Annotated in this window: 16 protein-coding genes; 9 read left to right on the top strand and 7 right to left on the bottom strand. The window is 64.0% G+C overall.

Annotated elements, in window-relative coordinates:
- Positions 1 to 11: 11 nt before the first annotated feature.
- The 3 genes from HU742_RS02515 to nrdR are packed head-to-tail and all read right to left on the bottom strand — an operon-like array spanning position 12 to position 2,327.
- The gene (locus HU742_RS02515; RefSeq protein WP_186645010.1) at positions 12 to 686 is read right to left on the bottom strand and encodes a riboflavin synthase; all 675 of its coding nucleotides are present in this window, start codon (positions 684 to 686) and stop codon (positions 12 to 14) included.
- Between the two features lie 46 nt (positions 687 to 732).
- Entirely contained in the window at positions 733 to 1,866 is a 1,134-nt protein-coding gene (gene ribD / locus HU742_RS02510) for a bifunctional diaminohydroxyphosphoribosylaminopyrimidine deaminase/5-amino-6-(5-phosphoribosylamino)uracil reductase RibD (RefSeq protein WP_186645009.1), read from the bottom strand.
- A complete protein-coding gene (gene nrdR / locus HU742_RS02505) occupies positions 1,863 to 2,327 on the bottom strand; it encodes a transcriptional regulator NrdR (RefSeq protein ID WP_163006734.1) in 465 nt (154 codons plus the stop codon). The genes ribD and nrdR overlap by 4 nt, the downstream gene beginning before the upstream one ends.
- Positions 2,328 to 2,454: 127 nt before the next feature.
- On the opposite strand from nrdR, the gene HU742_RS02500 reads away from it, so the two are divergent.
- The 3 genes from HU742_RS02500 (at position 2,455) to trxA (ending at position 4,527) form a co-directional block, all read left to right on the top strand.
- The gene (locus tag HU742_RS02500; RefSeq protein WP_186641057.1) at positions 2,455 to 2,919 is read left to right on the top strand and encodes a YbaY family lipoprotein; all 465 of its coding nucleotides are present in this window, start codon (positions 2,455 to 2,457) and stop codon (positions 2,917 to 2,919) included.
- Positions 2,916 to 3,569, top strand: a complete 654-nt coding sequence (locus tag HU742_RS02495) for a class I SAM-dependent methyltransferase (RefSeq protein WP_186645008.1) — start codon at positions 2,916 to 2,918, stop codon at positions 3,567 to 3,569. The genes HU742_RS02500 and HU742_RS02495 overlap by 4 nt, the downstream gene beginning before the upstream one ends.
- 85 nt (positions 3,570 to 3,654) lie before the next feature.
- Complete coding sequence (gene trxA / locus HU742_RS02490; RefSeq protein ID WP_186641055.1) at positions 3,655 to 4,527, top strand: thioredoxin; 873 nt, start codon at positions 3,655 to 3,657, stop codon at positions 4,525 to 4,527.
- Here the strand turns inward: trxA and HU742_RS02485 are convergent.
- Complete coding sequence (locus tag HU742_RS02485; protein WP_186645007.1) at positions 4,521 to 4,880, bottom strand: hypothetical protein; 360 nt, start codon at positions 4,878 to 4,880, stop codon at positions 4,521 to 4,523. The genes trxA and HU742_RS02485 overlap by 7 nt on opposite strands.
- Positions 4,881 to 4,998: 118 nt before the next feature.
- Between HU742_RS02485 and HU742_RS02480 the strand changes: the two genes are divergently transcribed.
- From HU742_RS02480 to HU742_RS02460, 5 genes are all read left to right on the top strand, one after another.
- Complete coding sequence (locus HU742_RS02480) at positions 4,999 to 5,589, top strand: DUF2796 domain-containing protein (RefSeq protein ID WP_186641053.1); 591 nt, start codon at positions 4,999 to 5,001, stop codon at positions 5,587 to 5,589.
- A gap of 70 nt (positions 5,590 to 5,659) precedes the next feature.
- On the top strand, positions 5,660 to 6,370 hold the full coding sequence (locus HU742_RS02475) for an ABC transporter ATP-binding protein (RefSeq protein ID WP_186641052.1): 711 nt from the start codon (positions 5,660 to 5,662) through the stop codon (positions 6,368 to 6,370).
- Position 6,371: 1 nt separating this feature from the next.
- Positions 6,372 to 7,637: an ABC transporter permease gene (locus tag HU742_RS02470; RefSeq protein WP_186641051.1), complete on the top strand. Its 1,266-nt coding sequence runs from the start codon at positions 6,372 to 6,374 to the stop codon at positions 7,635 to 7,637.
- Between the two features lie 11 nt (positions 7,638 to 7,648).
- A complete protein-coding gene (locus HU742_RS02465; RefSeq protein ID WP_186645006.1) occupies positions 7,649 to 8,167 on the top strand; it encodes a DUF3299 domain-containing protein in 519 nt (172 codons plus the stop codon).
- Between the two features lie 98 nt (positions 8,168 to 8,265).
- A complete protein-coding gene (locus tag HU742_RS02460) occupies positions 8,266 to 8,964 on the top strand; it encodes an OmpW/AlkL family protein (RefSeq protein ID WP_186645005.1) in 699 nt (232 codons plus the stop codon).
- A 94-nt stretch (positions 8,965 to 9,058) separates the two neighbouring features.
- On the opposite strand, the gene HU742_RS02455 is transcribed toward HU742_RS02460, so the two are convergent.
- Together HU742_RS02455 and HU742_RS02450 are read right to left on the bottom strand one after the other, a co-directional pair.
- Complete coding sequence (locus tag HU742_RS02455) at positions 9,059 to 9,988, bottom strand: NAD-dependent epimerase/dehydratase family protein (RefSeq protein WP_186645004.1); 930 nt, start codon at positions 9,986 to 9,988, stop codon at positions 9,059 to 9,061.
- Positions 9,981 to 10,865, bottom strand: a complete 885-nt coding sequence (locus HU742_RS02450) for a sugar nucleotide-binding protein (protein ID WP_186641043.1) — start codon at positions 10,863 to 10,865, stop codon at positions 9,981 to 9,983. The genes HU742_RS02455 and HU742_RS02450 overlap by 8 nt, the downstream gene beginning before the upstream one ends.
- A gap of 205 nt (positions 10,866 to 11,070) precedes the next feature.
- Here HU742_RS02450 and HU742_RS02445 point away from each other — a divergent pair, with 205 nt between their 5' ends.
- Complete coding sequence (locus HU742_RS02445; RefSeq protein WP_186645002.1) at positions 11,071 to 15,384, top strand: DEAD/DEAH box helicase; 4,314 nt, start codon at positions 11,071 to 11,073, stop codon at positions 15,382 to 15,384.
- A gap of 52 nt (positions 15,385 to 15,436) precedes the next feature.
- Here HU742_RS02445 and HU742_RS02440 read toward each other — a convergent pair whose 3' ends face one another.
- The gene (locus HU742_RS02440; RefSeq protein ID WP_186645000.1) at positions 15,437 to 17,527 is read right to left on the bottom strand and encodes a mechanosensitive ion channel family protein; all 2,091 of its coding nucleotides are present in this window, start codon (positions 17,525 to 17,527) and stop codon (positions 15,437 to 15,439) included.
- Between the last annotated feature and the right edge of the window lie 119 nt (positions 17,528 to 17,646).

Below are 17,646 nucleotides of genomic sequence, written 5' to 3'. Positions count from 1 at the left end.
ACCCCCTTGGGTCAGGATTTGAGGTAGCCGTTGGCGGCCAGAAAGCTTTCAGTGATGTTGCCGCCCTTTTGCGAGGCGCCGGACTCCGCGGCCTTATCGCCCAACAACAGGCGCTCCAGGTAACGGGCCAGCAAGTCGACTTCCAGGTTCACCCGGCGCCCAGGCCGATACGAAGCCATGATGGTTTCGCTCAGGGTATGCGGAATGATCGTCAGCAGGAATTCGGCGCCATCCACCGCATTGACCGTCAGGCTGGTGCCGTCGACGGTGATCGAGCCTTTGTGGGCGATGTACTTGGCAAGTTCTTTCGGGGCGCGGATACGAAACTCCACGGCACGGGCGTTATCGGTGCGCGAGACCACTTCACCGACGCCGTCGACATGGCCGCTGACCAGGTGCCCGCCCAGGCGGGTGGTCGGCGTAAGGGCTTTTTCCAGGTTGACCGGACTGCCGCTCTTGAGATCGTTCATCGCCGTGCAGTCGAGGGTTTCGCGGCTGACATCCGCCAGGAAGCCATCGCCCGGCAGCTCAACGGCCGTCAGGCAGACGCCGTTCACGGCGATGCTGTCGCCCAACTTGACGTCGCTCAGGTCGAGCTTGCCGGTTTCGACATGGACCCGCACATCGCCGCCCTTGGGGGTGAGTGCGCGGATGCTGCCGATGGATTCGATGATGCCGGTAAACATGGAGTCCTCCTCGAGAACAGGCCGTCGCTTGGGCGAAAGCCGGGAATTATACGCTGGCCAGCGGAACGGGGACGGCGATGACTCGCCAGTCATCGCCCACAGCGCGAATGTCGGTGATTTTCAGCTGCGGCGCGTCTTTCATCTGCGCCAGCGGCCAATCAAGCAATGGCCGCGCCGTAGAACCGAGGAACTTGCCGGCGACAAAAATCTGGAATTCGTCCACCAACCCTTGTCGGGCGAATGCCCCCGCCAGGCGCGGACCGGCCTCCACCAGCACTTCGTTGACGCCACGGTTCGCCAGCTCAACCAGCAGGCGCCGCAAATCGACCTGGCCGTCATCACCCGCGACGATCATGCACTCGGGACCGTTGGCGTATTGTTCTTCCACCGCCATGCAGGTAGCGACGAGCGCCGGGCCGGCCTTGAAGAACGCGGCATCGAGCGGCACCCGCAGGCGGCCGTCGACCAGCACCCGCAGCGGCGGACGGCTCATGACCAGCGCGGTTTGTTCGGCGTCCAACCCGAGTTCGTCGGCGCGCACGGTCAGCCGGGCGTTGTCCGCCAACACCGTATCGGCGCCCGTCAGCACCACACTGGCCTGGGCTCGCAGGCGTTGCACCGCCGAACGTGCAGCCGGACCGGTGATCCACTGGCTTTCGCCGCTTTCCATGGCGGTGCGGCCATCGAGGCTCATGGCGAGCTTGACCCGCACGAACGGCAGGCCCAGCTCCATGCGCTTGAGGAAGCCTTCGTTGAGCTTGCGTGCCTCGCCCTCCAGCACACCGCTTTCGGTGGCGATACCGGCCTGGGCCAGCCGTTGCAAACCACGTCCGGCGACCTCCGGATTGGGGTCCTGCATCGCCGCGACTACCCGCTTCACGCCGGCGTTGACCAACGCATCGGCGCAGGGTGGCGTGCGCCCGTGGTGGCTGCAGGGCTCAAGGGTCACGTAGGCGGTGGCGCCCCGGGCGTTAGCACCGGCGGCGCGCAGGGCATGGACTTCGGCATGGGGTTCGCCGGCACGGATGTGCCAGCCTTCGCCGACAATCTGCCCGTCCCGCACGATCACGCAGCCGACCCGGGGGTTGGGGTGGGTGGTGTAATGCCCACGCCGCGCCAGTTCCAGGGCACGGGCCATGTAGTGGGCGTCGAGGATGGCTTGCTGCGCGGGGCCGGTCATTGTTTCACCGGTTCGCGGGCCAGGCGGTCGATTTCTTCGCGGAATTCGTTGAGATCCTGGAAGCGCCGGTACACCGAGGCAAAGCGAATGTAGGCGACTTCATCGAGCTTCTGCAGCTCGGCCATCACCAACTCGCCGACTACCAGGGACTTGACCTCGCGTTCGCCGGTGGCGCGCAGCTTGTGCTTGATGTGCACCAGCGCCGCTTCCAGGCGCTCGACGCTCACCGGGCGTTTTTCCAGGGCGCGCTGCATGCCGGCGCGCAGTTTTTCTTCGTCGAACGGCTGGCGGCTGCCGTCGGTCTTGATCAGGCGCGGCAACACCAGTTCAGCGGTCTCGAACGTCGTGAAACGCTCGCCGCAGGCCAGGCATTCGCGGCGGCGGCGGACTTGTTCGCCTTCGGCGACCAGTCGCGAGTCGATGACCTTGGTGTCGTTGGCACCGCAGAAGGGACAGTGCATGGTGGCAGGCAACAAAAAAAGGGAGGGCCATGGTAGCGCATCCCACTGGCAAGACAAGCCATAGGGTTTACGGTATACAGACGGGCTTACCGTCAGATCCATGGAATTCACCTTGCTGGAGCCACACATGCCGCTACGATCGCTCGTTTTGCTCAGTTTTTTCAGCCTGCTGATGGCGTGCAGCAGCGACGCCCCCAAACCCGCCGCGCCCGCCCCGGCCCCGGCGCCGAAACAGGCCCAGGAAAAAGCCCGGCAGGCCACCGAACTGGGGCCGCTGCCGGCCCATCAGCGCGAGCTGAGTGGAACCTTGCAAGGCGTGCCGGCCGGGGCCGAAGTCGAACTGGCGCTGCTGGTGATCGACGACAAGGACCGTCCGCAACAATTGCTCGCCAGCTCCAGTCTGATCGGCACCAACCAGGCACTGCCTTTCCGCTTGCGTTTCAACCCCGAAGCCTTTCCGGTTGGTGCCCGCGTGGAACTGCGCGGTCGCGCCAGCCAGTCGGGCCAATTGATCTTGCATCTGCCGGAACAACGCATCACCCAACCGACCACCCAGGCGCTGGGCGTGCTGCAATTTGTCAAAGCACCATGAATGCACCGCACGACCTGCAACACGCCTTGGGCGAATTGCTTGGCGACGCACGCCTGGTGCCTTGCCCGTTACCCGGCACTGAGCTGACGTTATGGCTGATCGACGGGGACAACATGGCCCGTGCCTTCAGCTCGGAAGAAACCCGCCGCATCCTCCACGAACCGCCCTATTGGAGCTTCTGCTGGGCCAGCGGCCTGGCGATGGCCCGCTACTTGGCCGAACATCCGCAGTGGGTCAAGGGCAAGCGGGTGCTGGATTTCGGCGCCGGTTCCGGCGTGGCGGGGATCGCGGCGGCCAAGGCCGGGGCGCTGGAGGTGGTGGCCTGCGACCTGGATCCGCTGGCGCTTGCCGCGTCACGGGCGAATGCCTCGCTTAACGGCGCAGCGCTGAATTATTCAACGGATTTTTTCGCCGAAGCCGATCGCTTCGACCTGATCCTGGTTGCCGATGTGCTCTATGACCGCGCCAACCTGCCGTTACTCGACCAGTTCCTCAGCCGTGGCCGCGAGGCCCTGGTGGCCGACTCGCGGGTGCGGGATTTCCAGCATCCGTTGTACCGGCGCATCGAAATGCTCGAAGCCATGACCTTGCCGGACCTGGCCGAGCCCGAGGAGTTTCGGCATGTGAGCCTGTATCACGCCCGTCGCTGACCTCAGGCGCCGCGAGCACCTGGCCTTTCAGCCACCCCACACCAAGCCGTATAGTTGCGCTATTCAAGCGTTCTACGAGATTCCCATGACCCAGGACACGCCCTACATTTTCGACGCCACTACCGCCGATTTCGACCAGTCGGTGATCGCCAACTCCTTCCACAAACCGGTGCTGGTGGATTTCTGGGCCGAGTGGTGCGCACCGTGCAAGGCGTTGATGCCAATGCTGCAAGGCATCGCCGAGAGTTATCAGGGCGAATTGCTGCTGGCCAAGGTCAATTGCGACGCCGAGCAAGACATCGTCGCCCGCTTCGGCATTCGCAGCCTGCCGACGGTGGTGCTGTTCAAGGACGGCCAACCGGTCGACGGTTTTGCCGGGGCCCAACCGGAATCGGCGGTGCGAGCGCTGCTCGAGCCGCATGTGCAGATGCCGCCTCCGGCCGCCGCCGACCCGTTCGAACAGGCTCAGGCACTGTTCGACGAGGGCCGTTTCGCCGATGCCGAAGCCGTGCTGAAGGTGCTGCTGGGCGAAGACAATACCAACGCCAAGGCGCTGATCCTCTACGCGCGCTGCCTGACCGAGCGCGGCGAGTTGGGTGAGGCACAGACTGTCCTGGACGCTGTGAAAAGCGATGAGCACAAGGCGGCCCTGGCCGGCGCCAAGGCACAGATCCAATTCCTCGGCCTGGCCAAGGATCTACCGGACGCCGCTGACCTCAAGGCGCGCCTGGCGAAAGATCCGCAGGACGACGAAGCGACCTATCAACTGGCAATCCAACAACTGGCGCGCCAGCAGTACGAACCGGCGCTCGATGCGCTGCTCAAGCTGTTCGTCCGCAATCGCAGCTACAGCGAAGGCCTGCCTCACAAGACCTTGCTGCAGGTGTTCGAGCTGCTGGGCAATGACCACCCGCTGGTAACGACCTATCGCCGCAAGCTGTTCGCCGCGCTTTACTGACCGACCCAGCTATAGAGCGGCGTATCCCCGCCGCTCAACACTTTGACCTCGGCGCTATGGCGCAGGCGCACCAACAGGCGCTTGCCTGCCGAAGCGCTGCCGGTCAGGCCTTCGAGTTGCTCCAGCAGGTCCGGGCCGCTCAATTGCCCCGCCTTGCGCAGCAATTCCCGGGCGATCTGCCACTGGGCGTCGTCCGGGTTCACTGGTCTGGCCGTCGGATTGGCCGCCGGTGCCGCCGCGCCTTCGTATTTGACCGCTTGCAACTGCGCGCCGAGCTGCGCCCAGTCGCCCTCATCCATTTCGATCGACAAGTCCACCGGCCATTCGCCGACGGTTCCGCGTATCCGCAACATACCGTGCTCCTGAAGATTTCATCTGCGCATGCTCCCATGGGCCTTGCGCGACGCCAAGCAGACGGTCAAACTCTGCGCACTTTCGTTATAAGATTACATAACCTTTCGGAGACTCGTCATGCGTCGTCTGCTTCTCGCTTTGCCGTTCGCCCTGCTGCCGCTGGCTGTCGCTCATGCGGCTGTCGAGCATGATCACGACCATGACCATGAACACGGCAGCCTAAGCGCCCATGAACACGGCGTCGCTCGGCTGAACGCCGCGCTGGATGGCCAGACCCTTGAATTGGAACTGGAAAGCCCAGCGATGAACCTGGTGGGCTTTGAACACGCCGCCACCAGCGATGCCGACAAAGCCAAGGTCGCCGCCGCGCGGGCGAAGCTGGAAAAACCCCTGGCGCTGTTCAACCTGCCGGCCGCCGCCAAGTGCACCGTGGCCCAGCAAGAGCTGGAAAGCCCGTTGTTCGGCGACGAGCCGGACCACGAAGACCACGACGAAGACGCCGATGGCGACGAGCACCACGGCGAACACAGTGAGATCCACGCGCACTACCAGTTCACCTGCGCAGCGCCTGGCGCGTTGAAGAACCTGGACTTGGCGACCCTGTTCAAAAGCTTCCCCGCGACCCAGAAAATCCAGGTACAGCTGATCAGCCCGAGCGGCCAGCAAGGCGTTGAGGTCACGGCCAAGGCGCCAGCCCTGAAATTCTGATTCACTGTAAGAACCCTGTGGGAAGCGTGTTCGCTTCCACAGGGCTCCATTATTTGTTGAAGCGGCAAACATGACCCAAGCACTCATCCAACTGTCCGACCTGGGCTTCAGCTGGCCCGGGCATCCGCTGTTGCTGGATATTCCGGCGTTTCGCCTGGAAGCCGGCGAAACCTTGTTCCTGAAAGGTCCCAGCGGCAGCGGGAAAACGACGCTGCTGGGCCTGCTGGGCGGCGTGCAGACGCCGGATCGCGGCAGTATCCGCCTGCTCGGCCAGGAACTCACCGAACTGGGCGCCGGCAGTCGCGACCGCTTTCGCGTGGATCACACCGGCTACATTTTCCAGCAGTTCAACCTGCTGCCGTTTCTCTCGGTGCGCGAGAACGTCGAGTTGCCTTGCCACTTTTCCAAGCTGCGTGCGCAACGTGCCATCCAGCGCCACGGCAGTGTCGACCAGGCCGCCGCCACGCTGCTGGCCCACCTTGGGCTGTCCGACTCGAGCCTGCTGGAGCGCCGCGCCGATTCCCTGTCCATCGGCCAGCAACAACGGGTCGCCGCCGCCCGCGCCTTGATCGGCCAACCGGAACTGGTGATCGCCGACGAACCGACGTCAGCGCTTGACTACGATGCCCGGGAAAATTTCCTGCGGTTGCTCTTCGCCGAATGCCGCGAAGCCGGGTCAAGCCTGTTGTTCGTCAGCCATGACCAGAGCCTGGCGCCGCTGTTCGACCGCAATCTGTCGCTGGCCGATCTCAATCGCGCCGCCACGCCACTCGAGGTCTGAGATGTACTTGTTCCGTCTAGCCATGGCCAGCCTGGCTAACCGCCGCTTCACCGCGATCCTGACCGCGTTCGCCATCGCCCTTTCGGTGTGCCTGCTGCTGGCGGTGGAGCGGGTGCGCACCGAGGCGCGGGCCAGTTTCGCCAGCACCATCAGTGGCACCGACCTGATCGTCGGCGCTCGCTCAGGCTCGGTGAACCTGCTGTTGTACTCGGTGTTTCGCATCGGCAACGCCACCAACAACATCCGCTGGGACAGCTTCGAACACTTCGCCAACAACCCGAAAGTAAAATGGGCGATCCCCATGTCCCTCGGCGACTCCCATCGCGGCTACCGAGTGATGGGCACCACCGAAGCCTACTTCGAGCACTACCAGTACGGCCGCCAGCAACACCTGGCGCTGGCGGATGGCCGGGCGTTCGCCACCGATCCATTCGAAGTCGTGCTCGGCGCCGAAGTGGCCGAAGCGTTGCACTACAAGCTCGGCGACAAACTGGTGTTGGCCCATGGCGTGGCGGCGATCAGCCTGGTCAAGCATGACGACAAGCCCTTCACCGTGGTCGGGATTCTCAAGCGCACCGGCACCCCAGTGGACCGCACGCTGCACATCAGCCTCGGCGGCATGGAGGCGATCCACATTGACTGGAAAAACGGCGTGCCGGCCCAGGGCAATGGGCGCATCAGCGCCGACCAGGCCCGCAACATGGACCTCACGCCCCAGGCGATCACTGCGTTCATGCTTGGCCTCAACAGCAAGATTTCAACCTTTGCCCTGCAGCGCGAGATCAATGAATTCCGTGGCGAACCGCTGCTGGCCATCCTGCCCGGCGTGGCACTCCAGGAACTCTGGAGCCTGATGGGCACGGCCGAAAAAGCCTTGTTCGTGATTTCGTTGTTCGTCGTGCTGACCGGGTTGATTGGCATGCTCACGGCGATCCTCACCAGCCTCAACGAGCGTCGTCGGGAGATGGCGATCCTGCGCTCGGTGGGCGCGCGGCCGTGGCACATCGCAAGCCTGCTGGTGCTCGAAGCCTTTGCCCTGGCGTTGGCCGGGGTGGTCGCCGGGCTGGCGCTGCTTTACGTTGGCATTGCCGCCGCCCAGGGTTACGTGCAGTCGGCCTATGGCTTGTACCTGCCATTGAGTTGGCCGAGCGAGTATGAATGGACGCTGCTGGCTGGCATTCTGGTCGCCGCCCTGCTGATGGGCAGCGTGCCGGCCTGGCGCGCCTATCGCCAATCGCTGGCCGATGGCCTGTCGATCCGTTTATGAGGACGTTGAAAATGCCCCGCGCCCTGCTTGCGCTGTTGTTGCTGGTCGCCCTGCCGCTGTGGGCGGCCGAACCGAGGGATTTGGCCTGGTCGGAAATGATCCCACCGGACGCGCCGCCGGAAGTGCCGAACATGACACCCCTGCACGACCTGTCGAAGATGAGCGATGCCCTGGCGGCCGAATCCGCGCCTGCGGCCAAGCAAGACCTGCCCAACGCCCCGGTGGTCAAGACGCTGGACGGCCAGCAGATTCGCTTGCCGGGTTATATCGTGCCGCTGGAAGTCAGCGAGGAAGGCCGCACCACCGACTTCCTGCTGGTGCCGTATTTCGGCGCCTGCATCCACGTGCCGCCACCGCCGTCGAACCAGATCGTGCATGTGAAAAGCGAGGTCGGGGTCAAGCTCGACGAGTTGTACCAGCCGTATTGGGTCGAAGGGCCGATGCAGGTCAAGCCGTCCAGCAGTGAACTGGCCGATGCCGGATATCAGATGGAGGCCGAGAAAATCTATGTGTATGAGCTGCCGGAGTGAATCCGTGCTCATCACACTTTCATTGAGCTGAATCAAAAGACCGGACTAGACGGCTTCGTACCATGGGACATCAATTTTCGATGCCCTCTGGAGCCCTCATGAACAAGTCTTTGCTCAGCGCTTCCCTCGTTGCCCTCGCGCTCGCTGCCCCGCTCGCCCAGGCCCATACCGCCGGCGATATCATCGTTCGCGCGGGCGCCATCACCGTCAATCCGGATGCCGACAGCTCCAGCGTCAAGGTCGACCGTGGCCCGCTGGCCGGCACTGACCTGGGCGGTAAGGCAACCATGAGCAGCGACACTCAGTTGGGCCTGAACTTCGCCTACATGCTCACCAACAACTGGGGTATCGAATTGCTGGCGGCCTCGCCATTCGAGCACGACGTCAAAATCAAAGGCACCGCCTTGGGCGCGGCCAATAACAAGCTCGGCACCCTCAAGCATCTGCCGCCAACCCTGAGCGTGGTTTACTACCCGCTCGACGCCAAGTCGGCCTTCCAGCCTTACGTCGGCGCTGGCATCAACTACACCTGGATCTACGATGAACACGTCGGCAGCGAAGCCAGCGCCAACGGCTTCAGCAATTTCCGGGCGAAAAACAGCTGGGGCATGGCGTGGCAAGTCGGCGCCGACTACATGCTGACCGATAACATCATGATCAACGGCCAGGTTCGCTACATCGACATCGACACCACCGCCTATGTCGACAACAACGCCGTGGCCGGCGGCACCCGGGCCAAGGTAGACGTCGACGTGGACCCGTTCGTCTACATGGTGGGCTTGGGCTACAAGTTCTAAGCTCCCTCGCCACAGGTTTCACTTGCCACAATAGCGATGCATGACGCACAAAAAAGGCGCCTCGAAAGGCGCCTTTTTTTTGGCCGATGGAAACTCAGCGCCCCAGCAACCGCGCCAGCCCGACGCTCATTGGCGTCTGCGCTGGCAATTGGAAACGCTCCAGCAACCGACGGTTATCGGCCCGCGAATGACGAATGTCGCCGGAGCGCGCCGGGCCATAGCTGATCGTCGGCAAGTCACCCACGACCTCGGCCAGGGCCTGGAGCATCTGCTTGAGATTGGTGGCCTGGTTCCAGCCGACATTCACCGCGCCTGCGTCCACTTCAGTTTTTTCAATGGCCTGCACCAGCACGTCCACCAGGTCTTCGACATAGACGAAATCGCGGGTCTGCTCGCCATCGCCGAATACGCTGATCGGCAAGCCTTTCTGTGCCCGTTCGCTGAAGATACTGATCACCCCGGAATAGGGCGAAGACGGATCCTGGCGCGGACCATAAATGTTGAAGAAGCGGAACACCACCGGCTCCAGGTCATGCTGGCGACGGTAGAAATCGAGGTAGAACTCGCTGGCCAGTTTGTCCGAGGCATAGGGCGTCAGCGGAGCCTTGGGCGTGTCCTCGTCGATGGACTGACCTTCGCCGTTGTTGCCATAGACCGCCGCACTGGAGGCGAACAACACACGCTTCACGCCGGCCTGGCGCATGGCCTCGCAAACATTGAGGGTGCCGATGAAATTGCTCTGGTGCGTGCGCACCGGGTCATCCACCGAAGCTTGCACCGAAGCCACGGCCGCCAAGTGCGCCACGGCGCTGCAACCGAGCATGGCCCGGGCGACCAGCGCGGCATCGGCGACATCGCCCTCGATCAATTCGAGCGCGGGGTTGTCCAGCGGCAGATTGCCGCGCTTGCCGGTGGACAAGTCGTCAAGGATGCGCACCGAATGCCCCTTGGCGAGTAAGGCGTCGGTCAGGTGCGAACCAATGAAACCCGCGCCGCCGGTGATTAAAACAGGGCCTTCAGCCATGGCGATAAAACCTATCCAGTAAGCCCGGGAGTGCCGCGCGCCAGGCGCGGGGCTTGATCCCGAAGGTGTGCAGAATTTTCTTGCAGGCCAGGACCGCGTGCTGCGGTTCTTCCGCCGCGTCCGGCCTTGCGGCATGGGCCTGGGGCGTGGGCGACTCGATGGCCAGAGGATGCAGGGCGCGGGCTTCGGTGAGGATCGCCTGCCCCAGCGCCAGCGGCGTGGTCGCCTCGTGGCCCGCGTAGTGATAGGTGCCCCACAGCGGTGCCGCGCAGTCGAGTTGCTTGAGCACCGAGATGATTACCCGCGCGGCATCGTCCACTGGCGTCGGATTGCCCCGCCGGTCATCGGCCAGCAGCAATTCTTCGGGCTGCTCGGCCCGGGCCAGGAAACGCCCGAGGATGCCGTCGGGGCTGTCATCCAACAGCCAGCCGAAACGCAGCAACACGTGCTGCGGGCAAGTGGCGCGCACACTTTGCTCGATGCGCCACAATGCCTGGCCACGCAAACCCAGGGGCACGGGCTCGTCTTTTTCGCTGTAGGCGGTGGCGCGGGAGCCATCGAACACGCGGTAGCTCGACGGTTGCAGCAAGACGATATTGTGATGCTGGCACAGTTCGGCCAGGCGCTCGACCGCCCGCTCCTGGCTGGCCAGGCGCTGCTCGCTGACAGCCTCGGCCTGGAACCAGTCGAAGTAGTACGCCAGGTTGATCAAGGCGTCCGGCCGGGTGTCGTCGAGCAATTGAGTCAGGCTCGCGGCATCCCAGCCGTCTTCGGGTGGGCGGGGGGCAAGAAAACCGATGTCTTCTTCTGCACCGAGGCGAATCAGCGCCTGCCCAAGGGCATTTCCGCCGCCCAGTAACATAAGGCGCATTCGCATAAAGTCAGCAGGCCCAGTCTGTTGGCACAAGAATTTGGTCGACAACGCCCGTGGGCGTCGCCGGAATCGTTGCATTTTGCGGGTTTAGTGCGCAACCGTCATCCGTAAAGTGTAGATCGCCGGGTTTGTGCAGGCCTTGGGGCCGTCAATGGGAGGCTCAAGCGGTACTTGCACCTCCCCCACCCCACCCGCCTAAACTGCCCCCATGAATCTGCCCCTTGCAGCCGACCACGCCATGGCAGGCTTTCACCCTGCCGTTCGCGCCTGGTTCAATCAGACATTCCCGGCGGTCACGGCCGCCCAGGCCCGGGCGTGGCCGTTGATCGGCCAGCGCCGCTCGGTGTTGGTCGCGGCGCCCACGGGCTCGGGCAAGACCCTGACGGCGTTCCTGGCGGTGCTCGATGACTTGGTGCATCGCGGCCTGGAGCAAGGCGCTCTACCGGACGAAACGCTGGTGGTCTACGTCTCGCCGCTCAAGGCCTTGAGCAACGACATCCAGATCAACCTGCAAAATCCCCTCGCTGGTATCACCGAGCAATTGCAGCAAATGGGCTTGCCGCCCTTGCCCATCACCACCGCCGTGCGCACTGGCGACACTCCGCAAAAAGAGCGCACGGCAATGCGCAAGACCGCGCCGCATATCCTCGTGACCACGCCTGAATCACTCTACGTGCTGCTCGGCTCCGATTCCGGCCGGCAAATGCTCGCCAGCACCCGCACGGTGATCGTCGATGAGATCCACGCCATCGCCGCCAGCAAGCGCGGCAGCCACCTGGCCTTGAGCCTGGAACGGTTGCAAGCGCTGTGCGCCGAGCCGCTGGTGCGCATCGGCCTGTCCGCCACGCAAAAACCCATCGAGGCGGTGTCGCGCTTTCTCGTGGGCCATGGCCGAACCTGTGAGATCGTCGACATCGGCCACGCCCGTCCGCGAGACCTGGACATCGAGGTGCCGCCGGTGCCGCTCTCGGCGGTGATGGCCAACGATGTGTGGGAACTGGTCTACAACCGCCTCGCCGAACTGGCGCGCGAGCACCGCACGACGCTGGTGTTCGTCAACACCCGGCGCCTGGCCGAACGCCTGAGCCGTCATTTGAGCGAGCGCCTGGGCAAGGACGCCGTGGCCGCCCACCACGGCAGTCTCGCCAAGGAATTTCGCCTCGACGCCGAACAGCGTCTCAAGCGCGGCGAACTGCAAATCTTGATCGCCACCGCGTCCCTGGAGCTGGGCATCGATATCGGCGATGTCGACCTCGTTTGCCAGATCGCCTCGCCTCGTTCGATCTCGGCGTTCCTGCAACGAGTCGGCCGCTCCGGCCACCAGGTCGGCGGCACGCCCAAGGGTCGCCTGTTCGCCACCACCCGCGACGACCTGATCGAATGCGCCGCCCTGCTCGATTGCGTGCGCCGAGGCGAACTCGACATCCTGCACATCCCCAAGGCGCCGCTGGACGTGTTGGCCCAGCAGATCGTCGCCGAGGTCAGTTGCCAGGAATGGCACGAACAGGCCCTGCTGGATATGTTTCGCCGAGCCTCGCCTTACGCCGAACTCGACGAAGATCATTACCAGGCGCTGCTGCGAATGCTCGCTGAAGGCCTGAATGGCAGGCAGGGCGTGCGCAGCGCTTACCTGCACCGGGACGCCGTGACACGGACTTTGCGCGGCCGTCGGGGCAGCAAGCTCACGGCCGTGACCAGCGGCGGGACGATTCCGGACAACGCCGACTACAGCGTGCTGCTCGAACCCCAGGGCCTGAACATCGGCAGCGTCAACGAAGACTTTGCGGTCGAAAGCATCGCCGGCGACGTGTTCCAGTTGGGCAATACCTCTTATCGCATCATCCGCGTCGAGACCGGCCGCGTGCGGGTCGAGGACGCCCAGGGCCAGCCGCCGACCATTCCATTCTGGCTCGGCGAGGCCCCGGGGCGCAGCGCCGAGTTGTCCCTGGCCGTCGCCCGCCTGCAAGCCCAACTGGACCAGCTGCTCGGCGCCACGCCGGGCAACCTGCAACCGGCCCTGGACTGGCTGACCGGCACCTTGCAACTGAACCTCGCCAGCGCCGAACAATTAATTGATTACCTGGCCCCGGCGCGCCTGGCCTTCGGCGCCTTGCCGTCCCAGGAAACGCTGCTGATGGAGCGCTTCTTCGATGAGTCCGGCGGCACCCAACTGATCATCCACACGCCGTTCGGCAGCCGGATCAACCGCGCATGGGGCCTGGCGCTGCGCAAGCGCTTCTGCCGCACCTTCAACTTCGAACTGCAGGCCGCCGCCAGCGAGGACGCCATCGTGCTTTCGCTGTCCACCAGCCACAGCTTCGAGCTGGACGAGGTCTGGCGCTACCTCAACAGTCACAGCGCCGAGCAGATTCTCGTCCAAGCGGTGCTGGATGCGCCGCTGTTCGGCGTTCGTTGGCGCTGGAACGCCGGCGTGGCCCTGGCCTTGCCGCGCTATACCGGCGGGCGCAAAGTCGCGCCGCAGATCCAACGCATGAAGAGCGAGGACCTGATCGCCAGCGTCTTTCCCGATCAGATCGCCTGCTTGGAAAACCTCGCCGGCGAGCGCGAGATTCCCGACCATCCGCTGGTTGAACAAACCCTGGACGATTGCCTGCACGAAGCCATGGACAGCGAAGGCTGGCTGGCCCTGTTGCGGCGCATGGAAGCAGGCGAGGTTCGCCTGGTCAGCCGCGACCTGCCAGCGCCCTCGCCCCTGGCGGCGGAAATTCTCAGCGCCCGCCCCTACACCTTTCTTGACGACGCACCGCTGGAAGAGCGCCGCACCCAAGCGGTGATCAACCGTCGCTGGAGCGATCCGCAGTCCACCGACGACCTGGGCGCGCTCGACGCCGATGCCATCCAGGCCGTGCGGGACGAGGCCTGGCCGACGCCGACCAACCTCGATGAAATCCATGAAGCACTCATGAGCCTGGCGTGCATCGCCGACAGCGAAGCCCGCGCCGAGCCGGCGTGGCTGGAGGGGTTGCGGACCCTGGCCGAGCAGGGTCGCGCCAGTCATCTCCAGATCAGCGATGAGCGTGGCCTGTGGGTGCCGCTGGAACGGCTGACCTGCCTGCAAGCGATTTATCCACAGGCCCAATGGCAGCCAGCGCTGACACCGCTGCCAGGATTCGATGAACAGTGGGACGCCGACGACGCCATAGTGGAAATACTCCGTGCGCGGCTCAGTGCCTTTGGCCCGCAGCCTTTGACGGCGATTGCCTATCCACTGGGGCTGTCAACGGCACAAGCGACCCAGGCCCTGGCCCAGCTGGAACAACAAGGGTACGTGTTGCGCGGGCGGTTCACGCCGGGCACTGGCCAGGAAGAATGGTGCGAGCGGCATCTGTTGGCGCGTATCCACCGTTACACCGTCAAGCGTCTGCGGCGGGAAATCGAGCCGGTGATGTTGCAGGACTTCATGCGCTTCCTGTTCGACTGGCAGCACTTGGCGCCGTCGACCCAAGGCCGGGGCAGCGCCGTGTTGCCGTCGATTATCAGCCAGTTCGAGGGCTATCCGGCCGCCGCCTCGGCCTGGGACAGCGACTTGCTCCCGGCACGGATCAAGGATTATTCGCCGAGCTGGCTCGACGAACTCTGTCGCAGCGGCAAGTTCGTCTGGACGCGCCTCAGTGCCCGCCAGAAGCTGGCCGCCAGCGCCTTGCGCAGCACGCCGATTGTCTTGCTGCCGCGCGCCAGGGTCGCGCTGTGGAGCAACCTGACCGAGCAGACGCCAGTCAGCGAACTGTCTCTCAAGACGCAAAAAGTCCATCAAGCCCTCAGCGAACATGGCGCGCTGTTTTTCGATGAGCTGCTGCACGAAGCCCACCTGCTGCGCAGCGAACTGGAAATCGCCCTGCAGGAACTGGTGGGCGCCGGGCGGGTGAATGCCGACAGCTTCGCCGGGCTGCGAGCCTTGATCACGCCGGCCAGCAAGCGCCAGGCCCGCAGCAGCCGGCGCGGGCGTGGGGCGTTTGTCGGCGGCATGGACGACGCCGGGCGCTGGGCCTTGTTGCGCCGCAGCTCACCAACCCCAGCGCCGGATAACCGGCCCGCGCCGACGCCGCCCGAGACCCTGGAACACATCGCCATGACCCTGTTGCGCCGCTACGGCGTGGTGTTCTGGCGGCTGCTGGAGCGCGAAGCCGATTGGTTGCCGAGCTGGCGCGAACTACTGCGCACTTTTCATCGCCTGGAAGCACGGGGCGAGATTCGTGGCGGGCGTTTCGTCAGCGGGCTGGCCGGCGAACAGTTTGCCTTGCCCGAAGCCATCCCATTGCTGCGCGAAGTACGCCGCCGCCCCACCGATGGCAGCCTGGTCGCGGTATGCGGCGTTGATCCGCTGAACCTCGCCGGCACTTTGCTGCCGGGGGCGAAAGTACCGGCGCTAGTGAATAATCGACTGGTGTACCGCGATGGGTTGCCAGTCGCAGCGCAGATTGCCGGCAAGCCGCATTTTTGGGTGGAGTTGGATGCCCAGGGGATGGCTGAGATTCGCACCAAGCTGATTCAACACCTTTAGCCCGGGCACAGGAGCGTCCGTAGAGGCATTCCCACGCAGAGCGTGGGAACGATCAAGATTGAGCTTGATCAGGCAGCTCATCCCCCGACTTCGGCTCCTCGACCAACCGCTTCGGCATCATCACCTGCTGGGGATAAATCTGCGCGAAATGCACCGCAGGGTCGTTATCCACAAGCTTTTTCAGTCGTTGGTTGAACGCCCGGCTGACCGCGTATTGTCCGCCCGACACGGTGCGGAACTGGGCCGTCAGTACCACGCCGTTGAGGTCCATCTTGTCCACCCCGAACACATCCAGCGGCCCTTGCAGGTTGAATTTGAGGAACGGGTCTTCGGAGATTGAATCCCCGGCTTCGCGGATCAATTCAATGGCGCGGTCCACGTCGGTGTCGTAGGTGAACTGTACCGAGAAAAACGCAAAGGCAAATTGCCGGGACTGATTGGTTACGGCCTTGATCTGGCCGAACGGCACCGAATGCACGAAGCCCTTGCCGTCGCGCAGGCGCAGGGTGCGGATGGTCAGGCCCTCCACGGTGCCGGCATGGCCGGAGCTCAGCACCACCCAGTCGCCGATGGACAGCGTGTCTTCAATGATGATGAACAGTCCGGTGATGACGTCCTGCACCAGTTGCTGCGAACCAAAGCCGATCGCCAGCCCCACCACTCCGGCACCGGCCAGCAACGGCGCGACGTTGATGCCAAGGTTGGCCATGGTGGTGATTGCGCAGATCACCACCAGGATGATTTTCGCGGCGTTGCGCAACAACGGCAGGATGGTCTTGACCCGTGTGCTGGGTTGGCGGGCACCGCGCTTGTTGAGCGGCGGTTTCAGGGCTTCCTGGATCGCCGTATCCAGCACGACCCACATCAGCCACGTCACCAGGAAGATCAGGCCGATGCGGCTCAAGGAATCGCTGATTGCCCGGCCAAGGGCATTGCGCGATGCGAACTCGAACAGGGAAATGCCCCAGATCCGTCCAAGGATCTCTATGAATGCCACCGCCATGACGATGCGCAACAACGCGTGGAGCAAGCTCAACAGCCGCCCCTTGTAAGCGCTGTTGCGCTGGATGACCTCGGCCTTGGGGGATTTGAAAATGTGCTGGAACACGGTACTGAGGAACACCGTCGCGATCAGCAGGAGGGTGGTGAACAAGGCGCAACGCAGGGCTTTCTGGTTGTCTTCGCCAACCCCGATCAAGCTCACCGCCGAGACCAGCACCATCAGCAGGATCGGCCAGTACCAGAGCCCGGAGAAAATCCGCAGCGATTCCTGCAGCGCCGGCTGTTTCAGGCGTTGGGCCAGCGGGCGGTTGCGGATCAGGTGGGCCACCGGTCGGCGCATGTGAATCACCAGCCAGCCGAAAATCATCGAGGCCGACAGCCCGGTAAATACCGCGACGCTACTGGTAATGTTGCCGCCCAGTTGCCGAGCGATCTGCGGGCTGGTCAAGGCATCGCTGAGGGCAGCCAGAAAACCGATCATGAACAGCGGACGCGGACTGAAACGTCGAATCATCGCTACCGCCCGCCGTTTGTGGCCGGCGTTGAACATGACGATCACGCAGAGCAGCACCGATGTCGAGACGATGCCGCTACTGGTGGCGTAGGCAAAGCAAAGCGCCAATGCCCGGCCGACTGAAACTTGCAGGAAATGGCTGACGTAAAGGGTCAACGGCAGGCAAGCCACGGCAGGCAAGGTGTAGGGCAGCAGGTAACCGAGCAGGTCTCGCACACGCTGGCGGGTGCGCAACCAGCGGCGGCGACCCAGGCGCCGCACCAGCAATCGCGCGCTGGCCCAGATCAGCGCAAACGCCCCTAGCCAGACGCCGGAGAGCAAGAGGAAATCCCCCGCCACGCGCCACGTGGAACGAGAGGTCTGGTCCACCAGGCGATCCACTTCGTCCGCCGCCCGGTCCGCACGCAGGCGCCAGGCATCGACCAGGCTCTGGTTGAGATCGAGTTTGTCCTGGACATCGTCGATGCTCGAGCTGATTGCCCCGAGCAAGCCGCCCTGGACCAGCGGCTCGGGTTCGGCGGGAGCCTCACTGGGCGCAGCGGTGCCAGGGACAGCGGCGGTCCCGTAGGCGCTGGTACCGGTCAACGTCAACAAGACCAGCAGCAATGCAGTACTCAATCGAGACAAAGCGCGAGGCTCCTTCGGGCAGGGTCGGTAAGGAACTGATCGATAATGGGCCGGCAAGTTCGGTTTTGGCGGGCAGTGATCGTTCCCATGCTCCGCGTGGGAATGCCGCCCGGGACGCT

This window comes from Pseudomonas marvdashtae (genome assembly GCF_014268655.2).
GTDB lineage: Bacteria > Pseudomonadota > Gammaproteobacteria > Pseudomonadales > Pseudomonadaceae > Aquipseudomonas > Aquipseudomonas marvdashtae.
The sequence above is the reverse complement of the archived record's forward strand: the minus strand, read 5'-3'. Positions and strand labels throughout refer to the sequence as shown.

Coding starts and splice junctions, on each gene's coding strand:
- nrdR (WP_163006734.1), bottom strand. CDS start 2,327: ATGCACTGTCCCTTCTGCGGTGCCAACGACACCAAGGTCATCGACTCG.
- HU742_RS02445 (WP_186645002.1), top strand. CDS start 11,071: ATGAATCTGCCCCTTGCAGCCGACCACGCCATGGCAGGCTTTCACCCT.
- HU742_RS02495 (WP_186645008.1), top strand. CDS start 2,916: ATGAATGCACCGCACGACCTGCAACACGCCTTGGGCGAATTGCTTGGC.
- HU742_RS02465 (WP_186645006.1), top strand. CDS start 7,649: ATGCCCCGCGCCCTGCTTGCGCTGTTGTTGCTGGTCGCCCTGCCGCTG.
- HU742_RS02500 (WP_186641057.1), top strand. CDS start 2,455: ATGCCGCTACGATCGCTCGTTTTGCTCAGTTTTTTCAGCCTGCTGATG.
- HU742_RS02450 (WP_186641043.1), bottom strand. CDS start 10,865: ATGCGAATGCGCCTTATGTTACTGGGCGGCGGAAATGCCCTTGGGCAG.
- HU742_RS02475 (WP_186641052.1), top strand. CDS start 5,660: ATGACCCAAGCACTCATCCAACTGTCCGACCTGGGCTTCAGCTGGCCC.
- ribD (WP_186645009.1), bottom strand. CDS start 1,866: ATGACCGGCCCCGCGCAGCAAGCCATCCTCGACGCCCACTACATGGCC.
- HU742_RS02485 (WP_186645007.1), bottom strand. CDS start 4,880: ATGTTGCGGATACGCGGAACCGTCGGCGAATGGCCGGTGGACTTGTCG.
- HU742_RS02455 (WP_186645004.1), bottom strand. CDS start 9,988: ATGGCTGAAGGCCCTGTTTTAATCACCGGCGGCGCGGGTTTCATTGGT.
- HU742_RS02460 (WP_186645005.1), top strand. CDS start 8,266: ATGAACAAGTCTTTGCTCAGCGCTTCCCTCGTTGCCCTCGCGCTCGCT.
- HU742_RS02470 (WP_186641051.1), top strand. CDS start 6,372: ATGTACTTGTTCCGTCTAGCCATGGCCAGCCTGGCTAACCGCCGCTTC.
- HU742_RS02480 (WP_186641053.1), top strand. CDS start 4,999: ATGCGTCGTCTGCTTCTCGCTTTGCCGTTCGCCCTGCTGCCGCTGGCT.
- trxA (WP_186641055.1), top strand. CDS start 3,655: ATGACCCAGGACACGCCCTACATTTTCGACGCCACTACCGCCGATTTC.
- HU742_RS02515 (WP_186645010.1), bottom strand. CDS start 686: ATGTTTACCGGCATCATCGAATCCATCGGCAGCATCCGCGCACTCACC.